The organism is Streptomyces sp. CY-1, from assembly GCF_047218265.1.
Taxonomy (GTDB): Bacteria; Actinomycetota; Actinomycetes; order Streptomycetales; family Streptomycetaceae; genus Streptomyces; species Streptomyces niphimycinicus.
Genome location: NZ_CP178393.1, coordinates 4,835,659 through 4,856,458 on the forward strand (window position 1 = coordinate 4,835,659; position 20,800 = coordinate 4,856,458).

General features: G+C 70.0%; 19 protein-coding genes. 10 read left to right on the forward strand and 9 right to left on the reverse strand.

From position 1 onward, the window contains the following. Positions 1–47 precede the first annotated feature (47 nt). Complete coding sequence (locus ACK1X7_RS20540) at positions 48–2,504, forward strand: SpoIIE family protein phosphatase (protein WP_413115482.1); 2,457 nt, start codon at positions 48–50, stop codon at positions 2,502–2,504. 283 nt (positions 2,505–2,787) lie between these two features. Here ACK1X7_RS20540 and ACK1X7_RS20545 read toward each other — a convergent pair whose 3' ends face one another. The 4 genes from ACK1X7_RS20545 to ACK1X7_RS20560 form a co-directional block, all read right to left on the reverse strand. After that, entirely contained in the window at positions 2,788–3,009 is a 222-nt protein-coding gene (locus ACK1X7_RS20545; RefSeq protein WP_413115483.1) for a hypothetical protein, read from the reverse strand. Between the two features lie 156 nt (positions 3,010–3,165). Continuing rightward, the gene (locus ACK1X7_RS20550; protein ID WP_413115484.1) at positions 3,166–3,342 is read right to left on the reverse strand and encodes a hypothetical protein; all 177 of its coding nucleotides are present in this window, start codon (positions 3,340–3,342) and stop codon (positions 3,166–3,168) included. A 30-nt stretch (positions 3,343–3,372) separates the two neighbouring features. Beyond that, on the reverse strand, positions 3,373–3,690 hold the full coding sequence (locus tag ACK1X7_RS20555; protein ID WP_413115485.1) for a hypothetical protein: 318 nt from the start codon (positions 3,688–3,690) through the stop codon (positions 3,373–3,375). Further along, on the reverse strand, positions 3,687–4,037 hold the full coding sequence (locus ACK1X7_RS20560) for a hypothetical protein (protein WP_413115486.1): 351 nt from the start codon (positions 4,035–4,037) through the stop codon (positions 3,687–3,689). Before ACK1X7_RS20560 ends, ACK1X7_RS20555 begins: the two co-directional genes overlap by 4 nt. Positions 4,038–4,247: 210 nt before the next feature. Here ACK1X7_RS20560 and ACK1X7_RS20565 point away from each other — a divergent pair, with 210 nt between their 5' ends. Further along, positions 4,248–5,600, forward strand: coding sequence for a hypothetical protein (locus ACK1X7_RS20565; RefSeq protein WP_361503465.1), 1,353 nt, complete (start codon positions 4,248–4,250; stop codon positions 5,598–5,600). A gap of 237 nt (positions 5,601–5,837) precedes the next feature. On the opposite strand, the gene ACK1X7_RS20570 is transcribed toward ACK1X7_RS20565, so the two are convergent. Next, positions 5,838–8,072 (reverse strand): transglycosylase domain-containing protein, encoded by a 2,235-nt coding sequence (locus tag ACK1X7_RS20570; RefSeq protein ID WP_413115487.1) that lies wholly within the window; start codon positions 8,070–8,072, stop codon positions 5,838–5,840. A gap of 238 nt (positions 8,073–8,310) precedes the next feature. Here ACK1X7_RS20570 and ACK1X7_RS20575 point away from each other — a divergent pair, with 238 nt between their 5' ends. The 6 genes from ACK1X7_RS20575 to ACK1X7_RS20600 all read left to right on the forward strand — a co-directional run bounded on the left by ACK1X7_RS20575 (position 8,311) and on the right by ACK1X7_RS20600 (position 14,134). Then, a complete protein-coding gene (locus tag ACK1X7_RS20575; RefSeq protein WP_413115488.1) occupies positions 8,311–9,267 on the forward strand; it encodes an SPFH domain-containing protein in 957 nt (318 codons plus the stop codon). 47 nt (positions 9,268–9,314) lie between these two features. Beyond that, entirely contained in the window at positions 9,315–9,572 is a 258-nt protein-coding gene (locus ACK1X7_RS20580; protein ID WP_390792204.1) for a hypothetical protein, read from the forward strand. Between the two features lie 167 nt (positions 9,573–9,739). After that, a complete protein-coding gene (locus tag ACK1X7_RS20585) occupies positions 9,740–10,264 on the forward strand; it encodes a PadR family transcriptional regulator (protein ID WP_014054635.1) in 525 nt (174 codons plus the stop codon). Then, positions 10,261–10,947 (forward strand): ABC transporter ATP-binding protein, encoded by a 687-nt coding sequence (locus ACK1X7_RS20590; RefSeq protein ID WP_361503452.1) that lies wholly within the window; start codon positions 10,261–10,263, stop codon positions 10,945–10,947. The genes ACK1X7_RS20585 and ACK1X7_RS20590 overlap by 4 nt, the downstream gene beginning before the upstream one ends. Beyond that, complete coding sequence (locus ACK1X7_RS20595; RefSeq protein ID WP_385146652.1) at positions 10,944–13,358, forward strand: ABC transporter permease; 2,415 nt, start codon at positions 10,944–10,946, stop codon at positions 13,356–13,358. Before ACK1X7_RS20590 ends, ACK1X7_RS20595 begins: the two co-directional genes overlap by 4 nt. A gap of 170 nt (positions 13,359–13,528) precedes the next feature. Continuing rightward, a complete protein-coding gene (locus tag ACK1X7_RS20600; RefSeq protein ID WP_413115489.1) occupies positions 13,529–14,134 on the forward strand; it encodes a Uma2 family endonuclease in 606 nt (201 codons plus the stop codon). 17 nt (positions 14,135–14,151) lie between these two features. Here ACK1X7_RS20600 and ACK1X7_RS20605 read toward each other — a convergent pair whose 3' ends face one another. Next, positions 14,152–15,111 (reverse strand): hydrogen peroxide-inducible genes activator, encoded by a 960-nt coding sequence (locus tag ACK1X7_RS20605; RefSeq protein ID WP_413115490.1) that lies wholly within the window; start codon positions 15,109–15,111, stop codon positions 14,152–14,154. Between the two features lie 137 nt (positions 15,112–15,248). Here ACK1X7_RS20605 and ACK1X7_RS20610 point away from each other — a divergent pair, with 137 nt between their 5' ends. After that, entirely contained in the window at positions 15,249–15,803 is a 555-nt protein-coding gene (locus ACK1X7_RS20610) for a peroxiredoxin (protein ID WP_210944188.1), read from the forward strand. An 11-nt stretch (positions 15,804–15,814) separates the two neighbouring features. Then, positions 15,815–16,354 carry an alkyl hydroperoxide reductase gene (locus ACK1X7_RS20615; RefSeq protein ID WP_237516897.1) on the forward strand — a complete coding sequence of 180 codons (540 nt, stop codon included), beginning with the start codon at positions 15,815–15,817 and terminating at the stop codon, positions 16,352–16,354. Positions 16,355–16,490: 136 nt separating this feature from the next. On the opposite strand, the gene ACK1X7_RS20620 is transcribed toward ACK1X7_RS20615, so the two are convergent. The 3 genes from ACK1X7_RS20620 to ACK1X7_RS20630 all read right to left on the reverse strand — a co-directional run bounded on the left by ACK1X7_RS20620 (position 16,491) and on the right by ACK1X7_RS20630 (position 20,667). Then, positions 16,491–18,038, reverse strand: coding sequence for an AI-2E family transporter (locus tag ACK1X7_RS20620; RefSeq protein ID WP_413115491.1), 1,548 nt, complete (start codon positions 18,036–18,038; stop codon positions 16,491–16,493). Positions 18,039–18,183: 145 nt separating this feature from the next. Beyond that, the gene (locus ACK1X7_RS20625; protein WP_385146646.1) at positions 18,184–18,903 is read right to left on the reverse strand and encodes a transglycosylase SLT domain-containing protein; all 720 of its coding nucleotides are present in this window, start codon (positions 18,901–18,903) and stop codon (positions 18,184–18,186) included. Between the two features lie 429 nt (positions 18,904–19,332). Then, complete coding sequence (locus tag ACK1X7_RS20630) at positions 19,333–20,667, reverse strand: PhoH family protein (RefSeq protein ID WP_361510552.1); 1,335 nt, start codon at positions 20,665–20,667, stop codon at positions 19,333–19,335. Positions 20,668–20,800: the final 133 nt, after the last annotated feature.

The window sequence follows — 20,800 nt, forward strand, 5'->3', positions numbered from 1 at the left end:
GCCCACGACCTGCGGGCGCACGGCCCCGGACGGATGGAAACCCACGCGTGACGGAGCACCCCACCTCCCACAACAGGCGGCAGGCGGCCACCTCTGCCGCCGCCCCGGGCGCGCCCGCGCCCGACGACGCGCACGGCGCGGTCCCGGACCCGCGGACCGCCGTGCGGCAGTCGGCTGCCCCCGGCCAGGAGCCCGGCGGCGGCCGCCCGCGTCCGGCCGCGCCCCGTCCGGTCGGCGCCGGCCCCGCGGGCCCGGCGGCCCATGACGGACCCCCGGGCCCCGAAGGGGAGCCCGTGCCGCGCGCCAGAGAGCGCGGCGGCGCCCCCGAGCGCGACGACCGCGCCGACCGGACGGGGCGCGGGCGCCGCGGCCGGAGCGGCGCCAATGGCACCGACGGCACCGACGGGCAGGGAGGCGCCACCGCGGCGCGCGGTGGCGGAGCCAGGGAGCGCCGGAACACGGCGGAGAGCGAGCACCCGGCGCAGCCGGAGCACGGCACACCGGAGGGCGAGCCTGTGTGGGACGCGGATCGCAATGCCGCAAGAGGCGCGTCGGGCCGGCCCGGAGGGCCGAGCGGCGGCACCGGCCCCGATGAGCGGCCCCCGGGCGCCCAGAGCGGCGGCCGGGGAACGGCGCGCCGGGGCGCCGGCGCGGGCGAGCACCCGGAGCGGGCCGGTGAGACCCATGCGGCGGCCGCCGCCGCGGGCGAGGTGGCGTACAGCGCGCCGGAGGGCGGAGTGCCCACGGTGCCGCCCGCGGGCGGCTCCACCGCCGCCGCCGAGGCCGCCACCCGGGACCGGGGCGGCGACCGGCTGCGGTTCGTGGGGGCCGCGACCCGGCGGATCGCCCGGGGCATCGACCTGGACGAGATCGTGCTGGGCCTGTGCCGGGCCACCGTGCCCACCTTCGCCGACGCGATCCTGGTGTATCTGCGCGATCCGCTGCCGGTCGGCGACGAGCGCCCGGTCGGCCCGGTGGTGCTGCGGCTGCGCCGCACCGACCGGATCCCGCTGGACCCGGACACCGACAGCGGCCGGCTCTCCCTGCTGCCCTCCCAGCCGGATCTGTCGCCCGCCGTGGGCGGCGGCCCGGCCGCCGAGCTGTGCGAGGTGGAGGCGGGCGGTCCGCTGGCCGAGGTGCTGCGCGGGGTGCGGCCGGTCTTCGGCGACTCGCAGGCCGCCCGCGCCGCGCTGCCGGAGCTGCTCGGCGAGGGCCCCTCGGTGGCGACCGGTCAGCGCACCGTGCTGGCGCCGTTGCGCGGCCGCCGCCGGGTGATCGGCGCGGCCGTGTTCGTACGCCGCCCGGACCGGCCGCCGTTCGAACCGGACGATCTGCTGGTGGCCGCGCAGCTCGCCACCCACACCGCGCTCGGCGTCGACAAGGCGGTGCTGTACGGGCGCGAGGTGTACATCGCGGACGAGCTCCAGCGCACCATGCTGCCCGACTCGCTGCCGCAGCCCACCGGCGTCCGGCTGGCCAGCCGCTATCTGCCCGCGGCCGAGACCGCGCGGGTCGGCGGCGACTGGTACGACGCGATCCCGCTGCCGGGCAACCGGGTGGCGCTGGTGGTCGGCGATGTGATGGGCCATTCGATGACCTCCGCCGCGATCATGGGCCAGCTCCGCACCACCGCGCAGACCCTGGCCGGGCTCGATCTGCCGCCGCAGGAGGTGCTGCACCACCTCGACGAGCAGGCCCAGCGGCTGGGCACCGACCGCATGGCCACCTGCCTGTACGCGGTCTACGACCCGGTCGCGCACCGCATCGTGGTCGCCAACGCGGGCCATCCGCCGCCCATTCTGCTGCACCGGGGCGGCCGCGCCGAGGTGCTGCGGGTGCCGCCGGGTGCGCCGATCGGGGTCGGCGGGGTCGACTTCGAGGCGGTCGAGCTGGACGCCCCGGCCGGGGCCACCCTGATGCTCTACACCGACGGTCTTGTCGAATCGCGGATGCGCGATGTGTGGACCGGGATCGAGCAGTTGCGGGAGCGGCTGACCGCCACCGCCCGGCTCACCGGCCCCAACCCGCCGCCGCTGGAGCCGCTGTGCGACGAGGTGCTGGACATGCTCGGCCCCGGCGACCGCGACGACGACGTGGCGCTGCTCGCGGCCCGCTTCGAGGGCATCGCGCCCAGCGATGTCGCCTACTGGTTCCTGGACCCGAAGGCGCAGACCGCCGGGCAGGCGCGCCGGCTGGCCCGCCGGGCACTGTCCCGCTGGGACCTGGACGATCTGACCGACGCGGTGGAGCTGCTGGTCAGCGAGGTGGTGACCAACGCGGTGCGCTACGCGGAGCGGCCGATCACGCTGCGGCTGCTGCGTACGGACGTGCTGCGCTGCGAGGTCGGGGACGACGTCCCCCAGTTGCCCCGGCTGCGCCAGGCCCGGCCGTCCGACGAGGGCGGCCGCGGGCTGTATCTGGTGAACCGGATGGCGCGGCGCTGGGGCGCGACCCGGCTGTCCACGGGCAAGGTCGTCTGGTTCGAGCTGGCGATGCCGTCCTGAGCCGTCCCGCCCCGACGCCAGTCCGGTTGTCGTTCGACTGGCGCGCTCCCGAGTACGGCATCCCGGTGTGGCCCCCGGGCCCGGCAACCGGTGACGATCGTTGACATCTGTACCGCGCGCAAGCGCGCTCGAGAAGCGCGGCAGGTATGGATGACTCAGCACCGGACGCCGGACACGTGACCGGGGGCCAGAGCGGCATGAGAGGGCCCCGGAAGCCGCGATGTGTACCGGGCTCCCGGGGCCGCTGCATGGGTCGCCTACCGGCGCTGGTGCGCGGGCCGGGTTACTGCCCGACCGCTTCCCTGTCCAGCTTCCGCGCTTCCGCGCGGCTGTCGATGATCTGGTCAAGCCGGATGTAGTACAGCTCTACCTGTCCGGGGTCCATCACGAGACGGGTTCGCTCGGTGCGGCCGTCGTGATGATGGATCGTCACGGGAAGCACGGCCTGTTCGGCGTGATGGTCGTAGGTGGCGTCGCGCCGGTCGATGGTGATGTGTGCGATCACGAGGTTGGTTCCGTTCGGTCGTATCTCTGGGGCGTTGGTAGATGCGGCGGGTGTTCGGAGGTGGCCCCGGTCGTCTGCCACGGGGGAGCACGGCGACCGGGGGCCCGGGGACCGTCCGCCCGGCCCCACGGGGCGGGCACGGAACGGACGGCCGTCTCAGGTGCGCCGGAAGCGGTAGGGGGCGTTCGCCTCCCGGTGGCGGGGGCACTGGCACGGCGGCCACGCCTGCCCGAGCCCGTAGGTGTCGCTCTTCTCGCCGACCAGGACGGCCACCGCCGCGCGGCGTGCGGTCACGATCCCGTCGCGTGCCACCGTGTAGACGCGCATCGTCATCCGGGCCTCATCGCCCCCCCTTGTCCGCGCTCACCGGCCCGTCCCCTCGACCGGCGCGAGGAGCTGGAGCACGGCGCGCAGACCGCGCTTCACCGCACCGAGGTGGTAGGCCAGTTCTTCCGGCGCGGCGGTGGCCAGGCTCACGGCTTCAGCGGCGGCGAGGCTCTGTCCCGCGACGATCACGACGGCCCGCTCAAGGCCGTCGCGGGTGGGCTTGCCCGCCGCGATGCACGCCGGGCACAGGCCCGAACGCGGATCACTGAGGTTACGGGGACCGAAATCACCGGGTGTGGCACATAGTGCACAGCCGGGGGCCGGGATGGGGGCGGCATGGCCGTTGGTGGTCACCGGATCACGACCATCCCATGCGGGGCACAGATCAACTCCACGCGCGGGCCGGTCCTCGGCCGCTGTTGCTGCCGCCGCTCATTGGTCGCCATGTAGGGGCGTACCAGCGCAGGCAGCTCGCCATCCAGCGGCAGGGGGATGGCGCGCAGTTCAAGGGTCGGCGAGTCGGTATACGGGCGCGGGACCGGTCCGGGCCGGACAGGTGCGGAGTCCCCGGCCCCCGCCACGGGCCGGGAAAGCGCCGGATACGACGCGGGGAGGCCCGGGACGGCACGGTGACGGCCGGACGGCCGGACGGCCAGAACTGCCCTCACCCATACGAGCACACGGACGATAGTGTCCAGCACGTTGACGCTCCTTCACAGCGTTGGCCACGCCCCCGGACGTTCGCCGCTCCAGCAACGTCGCGGGGGTCCTTCCTGTCTCGAACTGGGTCTGTCAGACAGGTCGCCAGAGCTGGTGACCTGTCCTGTTACAGAGAACCGATGCGCGGCTCAGCGCGGTACCGTGGTGCAGTCGGTCCGAGTTGAAAGCGTTGAAAGCGCGAGGCAGGGACCATGGCCACACGTGAGTCAAACGAAGATCTGCGCAGACTCATCCACGAGGCAGCTTGGACGCTTGATCAATTCGCTACGGCTGTAAACCGTGTTGGTGCGGAGGCCGGCGCCTCCATGCACTATGACAAGACCACGGTGAGCAAGTGGTTGAGCGGGCACAAGCCGCGAGCGCCCGTGCGAGGATTCGCGCTTGAGGCTCTATCGCGTCGGCTGGGGCGTCCTGTTACGCACGAAGAAGCGGGCATCGAACCCGACTCCACGGCTGGGTCATGCACTCCGCCAGGACAGTCTCTGGACACTCTCGAAGCGCTTATCAACACTGGGAAGGCAGACATGGACCCGGCTCGTCGCACGGTCTTGGCCAGGAGTTTGTATTCTGCCGCGCTTGCCGTACCCGCCTTCCAGGATGTCGCCGGGCGGATCGAACACCAAGCCCAGGGGCGCACCACGAAGATCGGGGCGGGGGAAGTCGCCACAGTCCGCACCATGACAGCTCGAATCGCGGACATTCTTGATGAACTCGGCGGCACCCACGCACGCCCTATGGCAGCAGCCTTTCTCGTGAATACCGTAGCGCCGTACCTTCGGGCTGCGGCTCCCGAGAATGTGCGTCAAGATATGCTCGCGGCTGCCGCAGACCTGACCTACCTCACCGGCTGGATGGCCATGTATGAAAGGGCCCACGGGCTGGGCCAGCGCTATTACCTGAAAGCACTTGAGTTGGCTGGTGCGGCTGAGGATCACGTGACCTACTGCCGCACGTTGCGGGGTATGGCTCTTCAAGCCGCCAACTTGCGGTACGCGAATAAAGCGCTGGAATTAGCGAACAGCGCCGCGGAAGCGGCACCCAAAGCCGGACCTCGTCTTCATGCGTTCTTGGCGGGTCAGCAGGCTCACGGCGCGGCTCTGGTAGGGGATCGCCGACTCGCATTCGACCGGCTCGCGGAAACTGAGGCTGCATTATCGCAAGCGGACAACCGCCGTGATGCTGTTGGTGGATACGATCAAGCGGCGTATCACTTCCATGTCTCCAGCGTCCTGTACGCCCTGGGGGATACTCCTGGATCGATCACGGCGATGCAGACCTCCAATAGGCATCGACCAGCGATGGAACGACAAGGAAGATCACACGCGTGCGGGCTGCTAGCCCAGCGCCAACTCGAAATGGGTCATCTTGAGGCGGCGTGTGCCACTTGGAATTCTTTTCTGGACGATTATGAGCGTCTTTCTTCGTCTCGCGCCGACGAGCATTTCTACAAGCTGCGGCGCAGGATTCGACCCTACTTGAAGAATGCGCATGCTCGGCAACTGAGCGAACGGGCAGTTGAGGTAGCGAGACGAAAAGCGGCGTGACGGTGCGACGTAACGAAACACGCCGCTCACCGGCAGGTGCCGGGCAGCCGCCGTGCTCGGGAGCCGTCGTCGTGTCGGCACGTTGCCGCGCCGTCTGCGTCCGGTACCCCGCTGACCCGTGGAAACGTCCTGCATCGGCTGACGGTTCCTGAGCGAACTTGACAGAGGCGAACTTCCGGCCTTTCGGCCATACGGCGCGGGGCGGGCATGCCTCCTCGGACGCCCGCCCCGGAGGCGTCACGGCTGTGGTTTGTTTCGGCGCTGGTGGCCGGGGGGCCCGTCCGAGGACGAGGTCGACGGGTCGGGCGCGCTCGGGGAGCCCGGGGCGGACGGCGACCCCGAGGAGGTGGCGGAGGGCGACCCGCTGTCGGACGGGGAGGACGACGGGGACGACGAGGGCGACGGGCTGTTGGACGCGGACGACGAGGGACTGGACGTCGGCGAATGTGAGGTGGCGCTCGAACTCGGCGGCGCGGGCGGCTTGACCGCCGCCCCCATGTCGGTGTCCAGGTCGAACTTCGAGGCTTTCTGACCGTTCAGCGCGGTCTTGGTGTATGCGGCCCAGATCTGGGCCGGGAAGCCACCACCGTTGACGCGGCCGCCGCCCGCGGTGCCCTTGAGCGAGACCTGCTTCTTATCACCCTCGCCGAACATGCCGACGGAGGTCACCAGGTCGGGGGTGTAGCCCGAGAACCAGGCCGACTTGTTGTCGTCCGAGGTGCCGGTCTTGCCCGCGACCGCCTGGCCCTGCTGCCGCACCGCCTGGCCGGTGCCGTCGTCGACCACTCCGGTGAGGACGGAGGTGACGGAGTCGGCTGCGCCCCGGCTGATCGCCTGGCCGTTGGTGGGATCGGGCAACTGGGGCCGCTCATCGCCCTTTTCGGCGGACTTCACGATCGCCGGGGTGACCTTCTTGCCATGGTTGTCGAGGGTCGCGTAGACCCCGGCCATCTGCTTGGGGCTGGCGCCCATCACACCGAGCGACATCGCGGGGCGCACGTCGAAGCCGTTGTCCACCCGGCCGTCCATGCCGAGGTCCATGGCGGTGTCCTTGACCTTGCTCAGTCCCACGTCCACCGCCATCTGGGCGAAGACGGAGTTGACCGAGTTGTTCATGGCCTTCTGGACGGAGATGGGCCCGTAGGACTTGTTGTCCTCGTTCGGCGGGGCGAAGGCGGTGTCACTGCCCTTGACGGGCCGTCTGCTGGTGCCGTCGTAGACGGTGCCGGCCGTGATCGGCGTGCCGTCCTGGGTGGCCGAGCCGTTCTCCAGGGCCGAGGCGAGGATGAGCGGCTTGAAGGTGGAGGCGGGCTGGTAGTCCGAGCGGGTGGCGTTGTTGAAGTAGTGCTCGGTCGCGCCCGCGCCGCCGTACATCGCCACGACGCCGCCGGTCTTCGGGTCCACCGAGACCGCGCCGACCTGGGCGTGCTTGTCGACCGGGCGCTTCTTCGGGTCCAGCTTGTCGGTCAGATCGGTGCGGACCGCCTTCTCCAGCGCCTTCTGCTTCTTCCGGTCGATGTTGAGGGTGACCGTCCAGCCGCCGGCCTCGAACTCGTTCTCGTTCACCCCGGCCTTGTACAGCTCCTTCTTCGCCTCCTCGACGAAGTAGCCCGTCTGGCCGTCGAGGCCCGGGATGGGGCTGGGCTCCTTGGGCACGGGGAACTTCATGCCCTCGCGCTCGCTCTTCGGCAGCCAGTCCTTCTCGACCATGTTGTCCAGGACGTAGTTCCAGCGGGCCTTCACCAGCTTCTTGCCCTTGGGCCCCGCCGCCGCCCAGTCGTACTGGCTGGGCGCCTGGAGCACCGACGCGAGATAGGCGCCCTGCTCGACGCTGAGGTCCTCGACGTCCTTGTCGTAGTAGGCGCGGGCGGCGGCCTGGACGCCGTAGGCGCCGCGGCCGTAGTAGCTGGTGTTGATGTAGCCCGCGAGGATGTAGTCCTTGGACTTCTGCTGGTCGACCTTGAGCGAGATCACCAGCTCCTTCAGCTTGCGGCTGACGGTCTGTTCCTGGCTCAGGTAGTAGTTCTTGACGTACTGCTGGGTGATGGTCGAGCCACCCTGCTTGCCCCGGCCCAGCGCGGTGTTGATCAGTCCGCGGGCGGTGCCGGTGAACGAGACGCCGGAGTCGCCGTAGAAGTCCTTGTTCTCGGCGGCGACGAAGGTGTGCTGCACTTCCTTGGGGATCTTGGACAGCGGTACGGACTCACGGTTGACGTCGCCCGTCTTCGCCATGATCGTGCCGTCGCTGTACTTGTAGATGTTCGCCTCCGCCTTGGCCGCGGCGTTGGCGGGCGGAACATCGACCCACAGATAGAGGACGAAGAACGCCCCGATGAGCAACGCGCAGAACCCCAGGACGTAGCCGAGCACCCATTTCCAGGTGAAGAAGCGGCGTATGCCCCCCGACTTCGCCGCCCGCTTGGCTCGGCGAGCGCCCTTCTGCCGCGCGCGTCGCTCTTCCGCTCTACCCATCGCTCCCGCCGCTCCAGTCCATAAGCCCCCCAGGCCAGCTCATGAAGCTAACACCGCAACAACCCTCAAATGCTCATCGATCTAGCTTTTTCCGAAGGTGACAAAAAGCACCCACTCCAAGGGAACTGACGGCTTACGGGCACCAAGGGTTGCCAGGAGCGCGTAATGTGCTATCACTTTGCTAGAACACAAGAACACACTCGCACCCGCACCACCGAACGGAAACGGGGATCCACCCATGTCCGACGCCACCTCCACCGAGGGCATCACCGACCAGGCCGACATACCGGCCCTTCCGGAGCGGCAGGTCCGGGAGCGGCCCGCGCACAACGTCAGCGGCGGGCTGGCCCTGCTCGGGGGCCTGGCCGGACTCGCGGGCGGGGTCGGCCTGATCTTCGCGGGGGCCGCCGTCGCCTCCGACCACAAGGGCGCCGGGTCCACCCTGCTGATCGTCTCCGGCATCGTGGTGATCATCGCCGCGATCCTCACCATGTGCGGCCTGAACACCATCGCGCCCGGTGAGGCCCGGGTGGTCCAGCTCTTCGGCCGCTACCGCGGCACCATCCGCACCGACGGGCTGCGCTGGGTGAACCCGCTCACCAGCCGCGAGAAGATCTCCACCCGGGTGCGCAACCACGAGACCGCCGTCCTCAAGGTCAACGACGCCTACGGCAACCCGATCGAGCTGGCCGCGGTCGTCGTCTGGAAGGTCGAGGACACCGCCCAGGCGATGTTCGAGGTGGACGACTTCCTGGAGTTCGTCGCCACCCAGACCGAGGCCGCGGTGCGGCATATCGCCATCGAGTACCCGTACGACGCCCATGACGAGGACGCCCTCTCGCTGCGCGGCAACGCGGAGGAGATCACCGAGAAGCTCGCCATCGAACTGCACGCCCGGGTCGAGGCGGCCGGGGTCCGCATCATCGAATCGCGCTTCACCCACCTCGCCTACGCCCCGGAGATCGCCTCCGCGATGCTCCAGCGCCAGCAGGCGGGCGCGGTCGTGGCGGCCCGCCGGCAGATCGTGGACGGCGCGGTCGGCATGGTCGAGGCGGCGCTGGCCCGGATCACCGAGGAGGAGATCGTGGCACTGGACGAGGAGCGCAAGGCCGCGATGGTCAGCAATCTGATGGTGGTGCTCTGCGGGGACCGCTCCCCGCAGCCCGTTCTGAACACGGGCACGCTGTACCAGTGACGAACGAGAGCGGGCCGAAGGGTCGTCAGCCGCGGCAGCGCAAGCAGATGCTGCTGCGGCTCGATCCGGCCATCCATGACGCCCTCGCGCGCTGGGCCAACGACGAGTTGCGCAGCGCCAACGCGCAGATCGAGTTCCTGCTGCGCAAGGCGCTCGCGGACGTGGGCCGGCTGCCCGGCGCGGCGCGCCCGATCCCGCGCCGGGGCCGCCCGCCGCGGCGGCCCGCCGAGGGCGCCGAGGGCGGGGGCCCCGCCGAGGGCCCCGAGGACCCGGAGGGGCCCGGCCGCACACCGAACCGGCCTTGATCCCTCCCGTACCTCCCTGACCCCGCTCGCACCGCCCTGACTCCGCTCGCACCGCCCTGACTCCGCTCGCACCGCCCTGACTCCGCTCGCACCGCCCTGACCTGCGGCAACGCATCTCTCAGCCCAGCTATACACTCCAGGTATACGCATAATGTAGAGTGCTGGGCATGTCAATTGGCCACACCCTGCTCGGACTCCTCGAGGGCGGCCCCCGCCACGGCTACGACCTCAAGAGAGCCTTCGACGAACGATTTGGACACGACCGCCCGCTGCACTACGGGCAGGTCTACTCGACCATGTCCCGGCTGTTGAAGAACGGCCTGGTGGAGGTCGACGGCATCGAGCACGGCGGTGGCCCGGAGCGCAAGCGCTACGCCATCACCGACGCGGGCATCACCGATGTGGAGCACTGGCTCACGGAGCCCGAGAAGCCCGAGCCCTACCTCCAGTCGGTCCTCTACACCAAGGTCGTCATCGCCCTGCTCACCGGGCGCGACGCGGCCGATCTCCTGGACGTCCAACGCGCCGAACATCTTCGGCTGATGCGCGAACTGACCCAGCGCAAGCGCGAGGGCGACCTCAGCGACCAACTCATCTGCGACCACGCCCTCTTCCATCTCGAGGCCGATCTGCGCTGGCTGGAACTCACCGCCGCCCGCCTCGGCCAACTCGCCAAGGCGGTGCGTTCATGACCCCGGCAGGCTCCTTGCTGATCGCCACGTCCCTGAACAAGACGTACGGTCACACCCCCGCACTGGACGGTGCGGACTTCTCCATCCACCCCGGCGAGGTCGTCGCCGTCATGGGCCCCTCCGGCTCGGGCAAGTCGACGCTTCTCCACTGCCTGGCCGGGATCGTCCGGCCGGACTCCGGCACCGTCCACTACAACGGGCGCGAGCTGACCGCCATGTCGGACAGCGAGCGCAGCGGTCTGCGCCGCGGCGAGTTCGGCTTCGTCTTCCAATTCGGCCAGCTCGTCCCCGAGTTGAGCTGTGTGGAGAATGTCGCCCTGCCGCTGCGGCTGAACGGCACCAAGCGCAAGGAGGCCGAGGCCCGCGCCGAGTCCTGGATGGAGCGGCTGGAGGTCGCGGACGTGGCCCATAAGCGGCCCGGCGAGGTCTCCGGCGGCCAGGGGCAGCGGGTCGCCGTCGCCCGGTCGCTGGTCACCGGGCCGCGGGTGCTGTTCGCCGACGAGCCGACCGGCGCGCTGGACTCGCTCAACGGCGAGCGGGTCATGGAGCTGCTGACCGAGGCCGCCCGCGAGTCCCGTACCGCCGTGGTGCTGGTCACCCACGAGGCCCGGGTCGCCGCCTACTCCGACCGCGAGGTCGTGGTCCGTGACGGCAAGGCCCGGGACATGGCAGGGGTGCGATGAGCGGCCAGGACGCCCCGGCGCAGGAGCCCCGCGCCCGCGTCTCCGTCGCCCGGTGGGCCGCCGACCTCGCCATGGGCGCCCGGTTCGCGGTCACCGGCGGCCGGGAGAGCTGGGCCAGGACGATCATGACCGCGGTGGGCGTCGGCCTGGGAGTGGCACTGCTGCTGGTGGCCTCCTCCGTCCCCACCGCGTACCAGCAGCGCAACGAGCGGGGCGACGCCCGCGCCACGCACAGCTTCGCCAGCAAGGTGAAGGCGGGCCCCGATACGCTCCACCTCAGCGATGCGCAGACCACCTTTCGCGACCAGGACATCTCGGGCATCGTCATGGCCCCCGACGGCGACGGCTCGCCGCCCTCACCGCCGGGCGTCGACCGGCTTCCGGCCGCCGGTGAGATGTGGGTGTCCCCGGCGCTGAAGAAGCTGCTCGGCTCGGATGACGGGAAGCTGCTCCGGGACCGCTTCCCGTACCGCACCGTCGGGGTGATCGGCGACAGCGGCCTGTCGGGGCCGAACGATCTCAGCTACTACGCGGGGATCTCACCGAAGGCGTTCGACCACGTCAACTCCGACTACCACCTCGCCCAGTGGGGCATCCAGAAAAAGGGCAAGGGCGAGCCCCTCAACCCCGCGCTGCTGCTGCTGATCATCGTGGGCTGTGTGGTGCTGCTGCTGCCCGTGCTCATCTTCATCGCCACCGCCACCCGCTTCGGCGGTGAGCGGCGCGACCGGAGGCTGGCCGCGCTGCGGCTGGTCGGCGCCGACACCCATATGACCCGGCGGATCGCCGCGGGCGAGTCGCTCTTCGGCTCCCTCCTCGGGCTGGCCGTGGGCACCGGACTCTTCCTGCTGGTGCGCGTGTTCATCGAGGGGGTCGTGGTCTGGGACATCAGCTTCTTCGCCTCCGACATCGTGCCGACCGCCCCGCTCGCCCTGGCGATCGCGGTGGCCGTGCCCGCCTCGGCCGTCATGGTCACCCTCCTCGCCCTGCGCGGTATCGCCATCGAGCCGCTGGGCGTCGTACGGAACGCCAGGCCCAAGCGCCGCCGTCTGTGGTGGCGGCTGCTGCTGCCGCTCCTGGGCGTAGCCCTGCTGGCGCCGCTCGCGGGCGGCTTCCAGGCGGGCAGCGGGAGCAGTAACACCAAGCCGTACCAGGCCGCGGCCGGCGCCGTGCTGCTGCTCGTCGGCGTCACCGCGCTGCTGCCCTGGGTCATCGAGGCCGTGGTGGAACGGTTCGGCGGCAAGGGCTCGGTGCCCTGGCAACTGGCCACCCGCCGGCTCCAGCTCAGCAGCGGCACCGCTTCGCGCGCGGTCAGCGGCATCACGGTCGCCGTCGCCGGGGCCCTCGCGCTCCAGATGCTCTTCGCCAGCGTGCAGGCCCGCGACAGCCAGTCGACCGGCCAGGACCCGCGCCGCGCCCAGATAATGGCGAACGTCCCGGTGTCCACCGGTGCCGAGGCCCGCGACGCCTTCGAGCGGTACCGCGCGACCAAGGGCGTACGCGAGATGCTCGGTGTCACCGAGGGCTATGTCTCCGCCCTGCACCACAGCAAGGACGACCCGTCGACGGCCCCGGAAGAGTCCCTCACCGTCGCCGACTGCCCCTCGCTGCGCGAGGTGGCCCACATCAGGAGCTGCAAGGACGGCGACACCTTCTTCATCGACGCGCCGCCCGACTACTACGCGGAGGGCGAGAAGTTCGCCAAGCCGGGCGCCCAGGTCAATCTCGCCTTCGACGACGAGGGCATGCCGGACCTGCGGCACAAGAAGCTGTGGACGATTCCCGCCTCGATCAAGGTGGTGAAGTCCCGCGTGGACCCGATCGGCAGTGAGCGCACCGGCGTCCTCGCCACCCCCGGCGCCTTCGACGTCGCCAAGCTGGCGAAACCAAACGCGGCGGCCATGATGCGGATGGATCCGAAGGTGCCGGACGGGGTCGAGTATGTACGCAACACCAGCGCGGCGCTCTCCCCGGCGATGGATGTCATGCGGCTGACCAGCACCGCGCAGTCGGATGAGTTCACGGTCATCCGCAAGGCCCTGTTCATCGGCGCCACCGCGACCCTGCTGCTCATCGGGGCCAGCATGATCGTGACCACCCTGGAGCAGTTGCGCGAGCGCAAGCGGCTGCTGTCCGTCCTGGTCGCCTTCGGCACCCGGCGCACCACGCTGAGCTGGTCGGTGCTGTGGCAGACCGCGGTCCCGGTGGTGCTGGGCCTGGCACTGTCGATCGCGGGCGGACTGGCACTGGGCACGCTGCTGCTGAAGATGGTCGGCCAGCCGCTGGCCGTGGACTGGTCCGGGCTCGGCGCCATGACCGGTATCGGCGGCGGCGTGATCCTGCTGGTGACCCTGGTCAGCCTGCCGCCGCTGTGGCGGATGATGCGGCCGGAGGGTCTGCGGACGGAGTAGACCCGGCCGCCCCACCCGGTGCCGGGGACCGTTCCCACCTGCGGGAACGGTCCCCGGCGCCGGGTTTTCGGCGATTATGCCACCCGTATGGGTGATTCCCGGCAGACGGACACACATCCACGTTCGGGCCTACGATGATGTTCTCGGCATCAACCACCGGGAGACCAGCTATGTCTGCTGCCGCAGTCGAGGGGCCCTACCGCCCCGAGCCGCTGACTCTGCTCGAGCAAGCCAACAAGCTCATGGAGCAGCACCCGGGCTGCCGAGTCGAGATCATCGGGGGAGTAATCACCGTGGCCCCACCGCTGGACGTTCCGCACGCCAGGGTGCTGACCAAACTCATGAAGCCATTCCTGGCGGCGGGCCTGGACGCCGAGGAAACCGAAGTGCTCCAAGGGGTGGGCCTGTGGCTGCCGACCAGCCCCGAGGACTACGCGATCCCGGACCTCGTGGTGGTCGACGCCGACATCCACGAGCACCTGATCGAGAACAACTGCTATGACCCCGCGTCCTTCCGGCTGGTGCTGGAGGTGACGTCCAGCAACTTCAACAACGATCTGAAGAACAAGGTCACCGCATATGCCGAGGCCAAGGTTCCGGTGTATGTGATCGTCAACCGCAAGCACGGGCGGGTTCATGTACTGACCGACCCCGTCGAGGGCGGATACGACACCCACCGCGTCCATGCCCCGGGTGAGCACATCGCCCTCCCGGAGTCGATCGGCGCCGAGGTCACCTTGGACGTCGAGGCGGTCCTGGCCACCGGACGCCCCTGACGCTCAGCCCCTGCCCCTCAGCCCCCGGCGACCCGTACCGGCAGTGGCCGCAGCGCCTCCCGCAGCGCCTCCGCAAGCGTCTCGAACTCCTCCGTACGCGCCGCGCCCGCCCGCATGGCCAGGGCGATCCGGCGGGCGGGCGCCGGATCGGCGAAGTCGCCGGTGGCCAGATGGTCGTTGCGCGCGGTCTCCACCCGTAGCGCGGTGCGCGGCAGCAGCGTCACCCCGAGACCGCCCGCGACCAACTGCACCAGGGTGGAGAGCCCGGCGGCGCTGGTGGTCACCGGGGTGCCCTCGGTGCGGCCCGCCTCCCGGCAGATGTCCAGGGCCTGGTCGCGCAGGCAGTGGCCCTCGTCGAGCAGCAGCAGATCCAGCTCCTTGAGCGCCTCGCGGGGGATGTCGTCGCGTCCGCCCAGCCAGTGGTCCCGCGGCGTGACCAGGACGAAGTCCTCGTCGAACAGCGGCATTTCGACCACTCCGGGGGCGCCGAGCGGCACCGCGAGCAGCAGCAGATCGAGGCGGCCGTGGGCCAGCCCGTCCAGCAGCGAGGCGGTCTGCTCCTCGTACACCTGGAGATCGAGCCGGGGATAGCGCTCATGCACCAGCCGCAGCACGGTCGGCAGCAGATACGGCGCCACGGTCGGGATCACCCCGAGCCGCAGCACGCCGGTGAAGGGCGCCCGCGCCGCCTCGGCCTCCTCCAGCAGTTCCCCGACCGCTTCGAGTACGGTGCGTGCTCGCGCGGCCAGCCGCTCCCCCGCCGGACTGAGCAGCACCTTGCGCGTCGTACGCTCGAGCAACTGGACACCGAGTGTCTCCTCAAGCGCGGCGACGGCGCCCGAGAGCGCGGGCTGGCTCATCCCGATGGCGGCCGCGGCATCGCGGAAGTGGAGCTGCTCCGCGACCGCGACAAAGGCTCTGAGCTGGGAAATGCTGGGCTGCCGTGGCTTGCCCGGCGGTATGGCTGATGCGGCCACTGATAGCCACCTCCAATCAACCCCACCGAGTGTAGCTATTTCACTGATCAATGCACTCTGTGCCAAGGTAGGACCGTCCAACCCCAGGAAAACCCGGATGACGGGCTTTTCCTACGCAAAACTTGCAAGGAGTGCGCGTGCTCACCGTCGGTGACAAGTTCCCCGAGTACGACCTGACCGCCTGCGTGTCGCTGGAGAGCGGCAAGGAGTTCGAGCAGATCCACCACAAGACCTACGAGGGCAAGTGGCGCGTGGTCTTCTTCTGGCCCAAGGACTTCACCTTCGTATGCCCGACGGAGATCGCCGCCTTCGGCAAGCTGAACGACGAGTTCGCCGACCGTGACGCGCAGATCCTCGGTGTCTCCGGCGACTCCGAGTTCGTCCACCACGCCTGGCGCAAGGACCACGCCGATCTGCGTGACCTGCCCTTCCCGATGCTGGCCGACTCCAAGCACGAGCTGATGCGCGACTGCGGCGTCGAGGGCGAGGACGGCTTCGCGCAGCGCGCCGTGTTCATCGTGGACCAGAACAACGAGATCCAGTTCACCATGGTGACGGCCGGTTCCGTGGGCCGTAACCCCAAGGAGGTCCTGCGGGTGCTGGACGCCCTCCAGACCGACGAGCTGTGCCCCTGCAACTGGAGCAAGGGCGAGGACACCCTGGACCCGGTGGCCCTCCTCTCCGGTGAGTGAGCTGATTCCCCATGGCACTCGATGAGCTGAAGTCCGCGCTTCCGGACTACGCCAAGGACCTCAAGCTGAACCTCGGTTCGGTGATCGGCAACTCCGAGCTTCCGCAGCAGCAGTTGTGGGGCACCGTGCTGGCCTGCGCGATCGCCTCGCGCTCGGCGCGGGTGCTGACCGAGCTGGAGCCGGAGGCCAAGGCCAACCTCTCGCCGGAGGCGTACACCGCCGCCAAGTCGGCGGCCGCCATCATGGCGATGAACAACGTGTACTACCGGACCCGGCACCTGCTGTCCGACCCGGAGTACAACAACCTGCGCGCCGGGCTGCGGATGAACGTCATCGGCAACCCCGGTGTGGAGAAGGTCGACTTCGAGCTGTGGTCGCTGGCCGTGTCCGCGATCAACGGCTGCGGAATGTGCCTCGACTCGCATGAGCAGGTGCTCCGCAAGGCGGGCGTGGACCGCGAGACGATCCAGGAAGCCTTCAAGATCGCCTCTGTGCTCCAGGCGGTCGGCGCCACCCTGGACGCCGAGGCCGTCCTGGCCGCGAACGGCTGACCCACTCGGTCACCGGACCGCTCGGTCGCGGAGACCGGAACGGTCGCGGAGACCAGAAGGGCGCCCCACCGATCGGTGGGGCGCCCTTCGGCGTTCAACGGCCACGGGCCGGTCCCGGGTTCACCGGTTCACCGGTTCACCGGGGCTCGGTGTCCTTCCCCGTCGGAGCACCCGGCGGGTCGGTGGGCGCCGCGCCGGAGGCGGTGGCGCCGTGTGGGCCCGGGACGGCGCGCATCGCGTTCTCCTGGCTATAGCTCCGCAGATAGACGACGACCGCGTTGGAGACCGCGACCAGGGGCACGGCCACCACCGCGCCGCCGATGCCGCCGATCAGCGAACCGGCCGCGACCGAGAGCACCACCGCCAGCGGATGGACCCGCACCGCCCGGCCGAGGATGAAGGGCTGGAGCACATGGCCCTCGATCTGCTGCACGGCCAGCACCACGATCAGCACCATCGCCCCCGTGAACACGCCCTGGGTGACCAGTGCCACGACCACCGCGAGCGCGCCGGAGACCACCGCACCCACCAGCGGGATGAAGGCGAAGAGGAAGATGAAGACGGCGAGCGGCACCGCCATCGGCACATGGAGGAAGAACAGCCCCACGCCGATGAAGATCGCGTCGATCAGCGCCACGATCACCGTGCCGCGCACATAGGCGGTCAGCGTCGCCCAGGCCCGCGGACCCGCGCCCGCCACGCCCTCGCGGGCCGGGGCGGGGACCAGCTTGAGGGTCCAATTCCAGATCTTCGGGCCGTCGTACAGCAGGAAGAGCGTGGAGAACATCGTCAGCAGAAGGCCGGTCAGCACCTCGACGACGACCGTGACGCCCTCGAGCCCCGCCGAGGTGATCTGCTCGGTATTGGCTCCGACCGCCTCGCGCAGACTCTTGGCGATGTGGTTGATCTGCTTCTCGGTCACATGGAACGGGCTGTGCAGCAGCCAGCGCCGCAGATCGTCGATACCGGCCTGGACCTCGCCCGAGACCTCGTCGATGTTCTCCATGACCTGCCAGACCACGAACCATACGACCAGGCCCATGACGACGAACCCGGCGATGAAGGTGAGCGCGGTGGCCAGCCCGCGCGGCACACCGCGCCGGCGCAGCCGGGTCACGGTGGGCTCCAGCAGGGCGGTGATGAGGAGCGCGACGGTGAAGGAGAGCACCACCAACTGGACGGAGCTGATGACCCTCATGAGGACCCACACCGTGCCGCCGAGCACCAGCAGCCGCCAGGCCGCCTCGGCGGCGACGCGGACGCCCCAGGGGACGGCGTCCACCGGATCGGGTTTGGCGGAAACGGCGGGGGCGTAGGCGGGCGGGGCGGGCACACTGGACGGCTCGGGCCCGGGGGCCTCGCCCGCCGCGCCCTTCCCCGCGGCGCCCTCGGAACTCCGGGGACTCTCGGGACTCGCGGAACCTTCGGGACTTCCCGGGCCCGGGCTCGCGGAACTCTCCCGGCCTTCGGCCCCCCTGGCGCCCTCGGCGTCCTCAGCCCCCCTGGCGCTCTCGGCGCCGCCCCGTGGGCGTTCCTCGGATGGTTCGGGCCCCGATGGGGGCCTCGGGGCGGCGTCGCCGTCGCACTCGCGCCCCCGCATCTCGGCCTGTTGGGATTCCAGCCGGTGGGCGAGCCGGGTAAGTCCGGTTCCCAGCCTGCCGACCCACTGCGGCAATTTGGACATTTCTCGTTTCCTACCCCCAGGTTCCCCCTCGGCCGTCAAGGAGACGTTACCTGCTGGGGATGCACGAAACCCCCGACCCATGGGCCGGGGGTTTCGTGAAGTGTGCGAGCGTGCGCCGCTGCCGGGATGGCCCGGTCAGATCGGCTCAGTAGTGGCCGTTGGCCTGCCAGAACGCCCAGGCGTCACACGGACTGCCGTAGCGCTCGTTCATGTAGTTCACGCCCCATTTGATCTGAGTGGCCGGGTTGGTCTGCCAGTCGGCGCCCGCCGAGGACATCTTGGAGGCGGGCAGCGCCTGTACCAGACCGTAGGCACCGGACGAGGGGTTGGTGGCCTGGTAGTTCCAGGTGGACTCGTGGTCCACGATGTTGCTGAAGCACTGGAACTGGCCACTCGGAACGATCTGCCGGGCCATCGACTGGACCTCGGAGATCGTGTACGAAGCCTGTTGGGGGAAGTCGCCGGCGTCGCGCGTCGCCGAACGGCTCGCGACCTCGTCCTTCTTCTTCTCCTTGGCCTCGCGCTCCTTGGCCAGCTTCTCGGCGGCTGCCTTGTCCGCGGCGGCCTTCTTGGCCTTCGCGTCCTTGGCCGCCTGCTTGCGGGCTGCCTCCTCGGCGGACTTGCGCGCCTCCGCGTCGGCCGCGGTGGACTGAACGTCCGCCTGCTGCGTCAGGGATGCGGTCTGGGCAACGGCCTGCTGCCCGGCGGGTATGTCCGCAAGGAGCGTCGAGTCGGCGGCCGTCGCCTCGATCGGGTCGGACGAGCCCTGCTGCTGTCCGCCCGCGGCGACGCCGACAACGGCGCCCACAGTGGTGACCGCGGTGGCCGAGGCCACTGCGAATCCCCGGACCGAAATCCGGCTCACTCGGTTTCCTTCCAGCTCGCCCGCTTAGGTGACCTCGCGGGCGCAATCGTGCCCCTGACGCTGGCCTCCCCTTGTTCCGTCCCCGGTGGTACACGGTGGGGTCGGCTGGTCACGGGAGGCACGGGCCCGGTGGGGATCCCCCGCGGGTGATCCTCGAGGTGCTCGGGCGGCATACGGCGAACTCTCTTCAATTCTGGTACTGCTGTGGTTCTGTACCGCTGGGGGTACTGGTGTGCCGTATGCGGGGCCTGACAGAACCCACAGACTGCCGGACGCGGAGCCTCCGAGGCAATTCCCCTCCAGGTGTGAAAGCTCACATCCCGTTTACGCCCTAGGATTTCTGGAAATCCCCGCGCAGCAAGACGCCGCGCGGCTAAGCTCATTGGCCTTTCCGCGCGGCGCCCTGTGGCCGCAAACGACTCAACCAGCTCAGATGTGGCCGTCCTCCAGCATTTCGGTCACCAGCGCCGCGATCGGCGAACGCTCGGAGCGGGTCAGGGTGACATGCGCGAACAGCGGATGCCCCTTCAGCTTCTCGACGACCGCCACCACACCGTCGTACCGCCCGACGCGGAGGTTGTCCCGCTGGGCGACGTCGTGGGTGAGCACCACCCGGGAGTTGGCGCCGATCCGGGACAACACGGTGAGCAGCACATTCCGCTCGAGCGACTGGGCCTCGTCGACGATGACGAACGCGTCATGGAGCGATCGGCCGCGGATATGCGTCAGCGGCATCACCTCCAGCATCCCGCGCCCCACGACCTCCTCGATCACCTCGGCGCTGGTCACCGCGGACAGCGTGTCGAAGACCGCCTGGGCCCAAGGGCTCATCTTCTCGGCCTCGGTGCCGGGCAGATAGCCCAACTCCTGGCCACCCACCGCGTACAGCGGGCGGAAGATCATCACCTTGCGGTGCTGACGCCGCTCCAGCACGGCCTCCAGACCCGCGCACAGCGCCAGCGCCGACTTGCCCGTACCGGCCCGGCCGCCCATCGAGATGATGCCGACCTCCGGGTCGAGCAGCAGGTCCAGCGCGATGCGCTGCTCCGCGCTGCGCCCGTGGATCCCGAACGCCTCCCGGTCGCCGCGCACCAGCCGTACCTGCCCGTCCGGGGTGACCCGGCCGAGCGCGTTGCCACGCTCGGACTGGAGCACCAGACCGGTGTGCACCGGCAGTCCGGCCGCCTCGGGGACATACGCGGTCTCGGCGGCGAACAGGTCGTCCACCTGCTCGGCCGAGACGGACAGCTCCGCCATCCCGGTCCAGCCCGAGTCGGTTATCGCCAGCTCCGCGCGGTACTCCTCGGCGAGCAGCCCCACCGAGGACGCCTTGATGCGCAGTGGCAGGTCCTTGGACACGACGGTGACGTCATACCCCTCGGCCTGCAGGTTCCTGGCGACCGCGAGGATCCGCGCGTCGTTGTCCGGCATACGGCCGTGATTCAGGAAGGCCGCGGGCAGGACACCCGGGTCGGAATGGTTGAGCTCGACACGCAGGGTCCCGCCCAGATCGCCGATCGGGATCGGTGCGTCCAGGCGGCCGAAGCGGATGCGGTACTCGTCCAGCAGGCGCAGCGCCTGCCGTGCGAAGTACCCCAGCTCCGGGTGATGGCGCTTGGCCTCCAGTTCCGTGACCACCACGACCGGCAGCACGACTTCGTGCTCGTCGAAGCGGGCCATGGCATTGGGGTCGGCCAGCAGGACGCTGGTGTCGAGGACATAGGTGCGCCGGTCTTGCTCGCGGCGTTTCTTGCTGGTCACCACGGGTGGACGTACCCCCTCGGGAGAGGTTGGGGTGCGACGGCGTCGCGGGAGTGAGGTATCCCCGCCGTAGACGGGGAACGGACCGGGCTCAGGCCCTACTGGGAGGGCCGAGCGCCGGCCCTCCGCGTCATAC